This window comes from Streptomyces thermovulgaris, from assembly GCF_002155915.1.
Classification (GTDB): domain Bacteria; phylum Actinomycetota; class Actinomycetes; order Streptomycetales; family Streptomycetaceae; genus Streptomyces; species Streptomyces thermovulgaris.
Window position 1 is genome coordinate 1 of the sequence record NZ_MUME01000367.1, and the last position, 5,315, is coordinate 5,315.

Here is a 5,315-nt window from a genome sequence, read left to right on the forward strand (position 1 = left end):
GCCCCGCCCGCGGGCACGGCTCCCCCGGCCGGGGCGCGCCGGAAGGCCGCGGTGCGCGCCGGGGCTACGGAGCCGGGGGCTCCTCGTACGGCTCCGGGTCCCGCGGCCCGAACAGCGCCGTCAGCCCGAGGTGGACGACCAGCGCGGCCAGCGACCAGGCCAGCAGCGCCCCCGGCGCCCCCAGCTTCAGCGGCGCCGGGAAGGTGACCCCCTCGCCCACCGCCTTGGCATGGGCGATCACGTCCCGCTCGGGTCCCAGCGCCACCCCCAGCCGCCAGGCCAGCAGCGACCCCAGCAGCCCTCCGAGGCACAGCGCCACCACCAGCGGCACGCCGCCGCGCCGCCGCGCCAGGAAGACGATCACCGCGCTCACGGCGCCGAAGGCCAGCCCCAGCAGCGTGAACGTTCCGTCGATCCCGATCGCCTGCTCCCCCTCGGTCTCCTTGGGGTAGACGGCCCAGTTGCCCTCGGAGGCGATCCCGACCAGCGGCACCCGCGGCGCCAGCCACAGCCAGAGCAGCCCCAGCAGCACCCCGCCGAGCGTCACGGCCACCAGGACGACGACGGCCTCCCGGAGCTCGGCCCTCAGCCCGGGGCCGTCCTGGTCGTACACGCGCACCGCCGGGGCTCCGGCGGGCGGCTCCTGCCGGTTCGGCGCGGCCCCGGGCTGCCCGGACTGTCCGGACTGCTCGGGCCGTCCGGGCTGCCCGGGGTGCCCGGGGGACCAGAACGGCTGGGAGGGCCGCCGGTGCGGCGGCTGAGGTGGAGTCAACGGAGCGGTCACCTCGTCATCGTGCCAGTTGCGTCGAAAATCCGCGTCGTCATCGAACGGAAGCCCTGCGGTACGCCCGGGTGGCGACGGCCAGCGAGACCACCCCGACCCCGGCGCAGACGGCCATGTCGGCGAGGACCAGCGCCCAGTCGGGACGGGCCGCGAAGGTACGGGCGTACGCCTCCACGCCGTATGTCGACGGCAGCAGGTCGCGCAGCAGCCTGACCGCCCCCGGCATGCGGTCGGGGGGCAGCACGCCGAGCAGCAGCGCCGCCGACATCCCCAGCTGGCCGAGCAGGGTGGCCAGCTCCGGACGCGGTGCGAGCAGCCCGCAGACGGCGCCGAGCCCGGAGAGCGCGGCGCCCGCGAGCGGGATCACCGCCGCCAGCACCCACAGGTTGCCCAGCGGCAGTCCGAACAGCACGCATCCGAACACGGCGGTCACGAGCGTGCCCGGCACCGTGAAGGACGCGTACGCGGCCGCCGCGCCCAGCACCACGGCCGCGGGCGGCACCGGCAGGGTCGCGTAGTGGTCGAGCCCGCCGCCGGCCCGCAGCTGTCCGAAGTACTGGGCGAGCAGGTTCAGGGCGACATGGGCGACGACGACGACCGACGCGCCGGCCACCACGTAGCGGGCCTCGCCGGCGCCGTCGACCACCCCCCGCATCATGATCATGATGCCGACGGACTGGAAGGTCGCCACGAACAGCAGCGGGATCCGCGCCACGCGCGCGCGTGACAGCTGGGACCGGTACACGGCGGCCAGCGACGGCCACAGCCGCGCCGACGGTCCGAGCACGGCCGGCCGTCCGGCGTCGCCGTCCTGCACGGCCGTCGTGCCCGGCAGCACATCGGCGGGTACGACACTCACGTCGAACTGCTCCTCTTTCCTGCTGCGGCGTTCCCCGCGGCGCTTTGTGCAGTGTCCCCTGCGGCGTCCTGTGCGGCACTCCCCGCGAGGGACGCGGTGCGCGGAGCGGCTGCGGGTGTCCTCCCGGCCGCCGCTGCGGCGCCGGACGGGGCTCCCGCACGGCCCCGTCGATCCTCCCACCGATCCGGTACGGATTCCCCGCCCCGCGCGCTCACCCCTTCACCAGCCCCTGCCGGGCGGCGCCGCCCAGCGCCAGGTACACATCCTCCAGGCTGGGGGTGGCCAGGGTGAAGTCGTCCAGGGCGGCGAAGGCGGCCCCGCCGGTGACGGTGGCGACGGCGGTGCGGGCCTCCTCGGGGGCGAGCCGCAGCGTCCAGCGGCGTCCGGACTCCACGGCCCGTTCCTTCAGGGCGGCGACCTCGGGCACCTCCAGGGGCGCCCGTTCCCGCCAGACCAGTTCGACGCGCACCTCGTCGGCGACCCGCTCCTTGAGCGCGGAGGGGGTGTCGCAGGCGATGACCCGGCCCCGGTCGAGGACGGCGACCCGGTCCAGGACGGTCTCGGCCTCGATGACGTTGTGGGTGACCAGCACCACCGTGGTGCCGCGCTCGGCGCGCCGCCGGTCGACGGCGGCCCACACCGCCCGCCGCGCCACCGGGTCCATGCCGGTGGTCGGCTCGTCGAGCACCAGCAGCGGGCGCTCGCCGACCAGCGCGGCGGCGACGCAGGCGAGCCGCCGCTGGCCTCCGGAGAGCTTCTTCAGCGGGCGTCCGGCGATCGGCGCGAGGCCCAGTTCGTCGAGGACGGCGTCCCGCTCGGCGCGCGCCTGCCTCAGGCTCAGGCCGCGCAGCCGCCCGGTGGTCTCGGCGGCGAGGGAGACGGTCAGCTCGTCCAGGGCGGTGGACTCCTGTCCGAGGTAGGCGAGGATCCGCGCGGCCCGCTCGGGGTGGGCCACGATGTCGTGGCCGAGGATGCGCACGGTGCCGCGGTCGGGGCGCATCAGCCCGGTGAGCTGGCGCACGAGGGTGGACTTGCCGGCGCCGTTCGGACCGAGCAGTCCGAAGATCTCACCGCGCCGGACGTCGAGCTCCACCCCGTCGGTGGCCCGCACCTCGGGAGCGGCGGGGGCGCCGCGCCGGGCACGCAGCGCGGGATAGGTCTTGGTCAGCCCGCGCACCGTGCACACGATGTCGTCCTCGGGCCGAAGAGCCTGTACCGCGCGCGTACTCACAAGGGACGAGCCTACGGGGTCGCCCCCGTCCCCCCGTCCGCGGGTCGCCCTTCCGCCCCGCGCCGGCCGGGGAACGCACCGGACGGCCGGGGAGGGACCGGCACCCCCGGCGGCGGGACGGCCGCCCGGTCCGGACCATGGATTTAGACTGTACTGTAAAGTCCAGAACGACACCGGGGAAGGAGCCCGCATGACCGCCCGTACGGAGGAGGTCCCGGCCGCGGGGGACGAACGCCGCAGGTCGCCCTCCGATGTGAGGATCCTGCGCGCGGCGAAGGAGCTCTTCCTGGCCGACCGCTACGCCGGGGTCTCCCTGGAGCGGGTCGCCGAGCGCGCCGGTGTCTCCCGGCAGACCGTCTACAACCGCTTCGGTTCGAAGGAGGCGGTCTTCCGGGAGATGGTCCGCGACCACTGGTCGGCGTTCGCCGCACGGGACCGCCTGCCGGCCGCGGAGGACGAGGGCGCGAGCGCCGAGGAGGTGCTGCGCGCGTTCGCCCGGTCGCTGCGGCGCTTCGCCGAGGAGACGGACCAGATCCGCTTCGCCCGGCTCGTGGTGGCCGAGTCCGCCCGTCTGCCGTGGATCGCGGACGAGTTCCACCGGCTGGGAAAGGGGCCGGTGGTGGCGGCGTTCGCCGAGCGCCTCGACGCCCTGGTCCGCGACGGCCGGCTGCGCTGCCCGGACACCCGCCTGGCCGCGCGGCAGTTCATGGGCCTGGTCCAGGAGTTCCTCGTCTGGCCGCGCGTCATGGGCTTCACCGAGGAGGCCGCCGGCCTGCCCGACGCGGACACGGTGATCGACGAGGCCGTGCGCACCTTCCTCGCCCGCTACGCCCCCTCGGACGGGAGCGGCCCGGCCTGACCCCGTCCGCCTGCCCTGGAGGACCTGCCATGCCCGCACCCGACATCGTGCTCGGCGACGTCGAGATCACCCGTGTGATCGAGTGGTCCGGCCCCGTCCGCACCGTTCGCTTCATCATCCCGGACAGCGACGAGGAGACCTGGCGGCGCAACGAGGACTGGCTGGCGCCCGACTTCTGGACGCCCGCCGACGACGCCTACCACTGCCGCGTCCAGACCTGGGTGCTGCGCAGCGAGGGGCGGACGATCCTGGTGGACACCGGCGTCGGCGACGGCCGGGACCGCCCGCAGGCCCCGCAGTTCGCCCATCTGCACACCGGCTTCCCCGCCCGGCTGCGCGCGGCCGGCGTCGAGCCCGAGGACGTCGACGTCGTCGTCAACACCCACATCCACTACGACCACGTCGGCTGGAACACCGAGTGGCGCGACGGGCAGTGGGTCCCCGCCTTCCCCAACGCCACCTACCTGGTCCCCCGCGCGGACCACCGGTACTTCGACCCCGCCGGCCCGGGCCCGGGCGGCGGCCGGCCGCCGCGCGACGACCACGAACGCATCCGCTGGGAGGGCATCAAGCTCGTGTTCGAGGACAGCATCGCCCCCGTCGAGCGCGCCGGGCAGATGGTGCTCTGGGAAGGCAGCCACCGCATCGACGGCAACCTGCTGCTGGAGGCGGCCCCCGGCCACACCCCCGGCTCGTCCGTCCTCACCCTGCGTTCGGGCACCGACCGCGCCGTGTTCGTCGGGGACATGCTGCACAGCCCCGTGCAGCTCCTCGAACCGGGCTGGAACAGCTGCTTCTGCGACGACCCCCGGCTCGCCGCCAGGACGCGCCGCGCCTACCTCGCCCGGGCCGCGGAGCTGCGGGAGCTGGTCGTCCCGGCGCACTGGCCGGGGCACGGTGCCGCCGAGGTCCGGCGGGAGGGCGACGGCTTCGCCGTCGCCGAGTGGGCCGGCTTCCCGCGCGACTGAGACACCCGCGGCCCGGCGGCCGGGCACCGGCCGGTCGTGCCGCGGCCCGCCCTCCCCACCGGGCCGGACGACCAGGGCGGCCGCTCACTCCCCGCCGGAGGCCCGCAGGTCGATCTCCCGCCAGAAACCGGCTCTGATGGCGTACCGGTCGCGCTCGTCGATCTGGTCGTCCTTGTGCGCGAGCAGCCCGAACCGGGCGGCGTACCGCAGCAGCTCGCCGTCGATGCGGTGCGGGATGCGCGGATACATCGACGACAGCTTCTGCAGATGCGCCTGATCGTTCAGCCGCTCCACCCAGCGCCGGGCGAAGACCTGCCCGACCTCGTACGGGTCGCCGCCGACGGTCGTGATGTCCTCCTCCCGGTCCGCCCAGCGCTGCTCGGCCGTGGTCAGCTGGGCCAGGGTCGGCATGGACATGGCCTCGGGCGGCTCGGCGGGCACGCCCGGGCGCTCCACCCAGCCGCGGTCGGAGGACCAGCGCAGGGTGGCCGTGGCGGGGTGCTGGACGGACGGGGTGCCGGCGGCGCGCAGCTCGGCGAGGTCCCGGGGGGTGGGCACGCCCTTGCCGGACGGCACCCGCTCCTCGGTCCCGGCCGGCAAGGGCGTGCCCACCC

Annotated in this window: 5 protein-coding genes and 1 pseudogene; 2 read left to right on the forward strand and 4 right to left on the reverse strand. The window is 75.6% G+C overall.

Annotated elements, in window-relative coordinates; all coding sequences use genetic code 11:
- Nucleotides 1-64: 64 nt before the first annotated feature.
- The 3 genes from CCN35_RS24210 to CCN35_RS24220 all read right to left on the reverse strand — a co-directional run bounded on the left by CCN35_RS24210 (nt 65) and on the right by CCN35_RS24220 (nt 2,829).
- A complete protein-coding gene (locus CCN35_RS24210; protein WP_086794347.1) occupies nt 65-784 on the reverse strand; it encodes an AAA family ATPase in 720 nt (239 codons plus the stop codon).
- A 37-nt stretch (nt 785-821) separates the two neighbouring features.
- On the reverse strand, nt 822-1,643 hold the full coding sequence (locus CCN35_RS24215) for an ABC transporter permease (protein ID WP_086794349.1): 822 nt from the start codon (nt 1,641-1,643) through the stop codon (nt 822-824).
- Between the two features lie 211 nt (nt 1,644-1,854).
- Entirely contained in the window at nt 1,855-2,829 is a 975-nt protein-coding gene (locus CCN35_RS24220; RefSeq protein WP_086794351.1) for an ABC transporter ATP-binding protein, read from the reverse strand.
- A gap of 235 nt (nt 2,830-3,064) precedes the next feature.
- Here CCN35_RS24220 and CCN35_RS24225 point away from each other — a divergent pair, with 235 nt between their 5' ends.
- The gene (locus CCN35_RS24225; protein WP_067392906.1) at nt 3,065-3,733 is read left to right on the forward strand and encodes a TetR/AcrR family transcriptional regulator; all 669 of its coding nucleotides are present in this window, start codon (nt 3,065-3,067) and stop codon (nt 3,731-3,733) included.
- 29 nt (nt 3,734-3,762) lie between these two features.
- Nucleotides 3,763-4,701, forward strand: a complete 939-nt coding sequence (locus tag CCN35_RS24230) for an MBL fold metallo-hydrolase (protein ID WP_086794353.1) — start codon at nt 3,763-3,765, stop codon at nt 4,699-4,701.
- An 84-nt stretch (nt 4,702-4,785) separates the two neighbouring features.
- On the opposite strand, the pseudogene CCN35_RS24235 reads toward CCN35_RS24230, so the two are convergent.
- A pseudogene (locus CCN35_RS24235) lies at nt 4,786-5,315 on the reverse strand (NYN domain-containing protein); the annotation flags it as partial.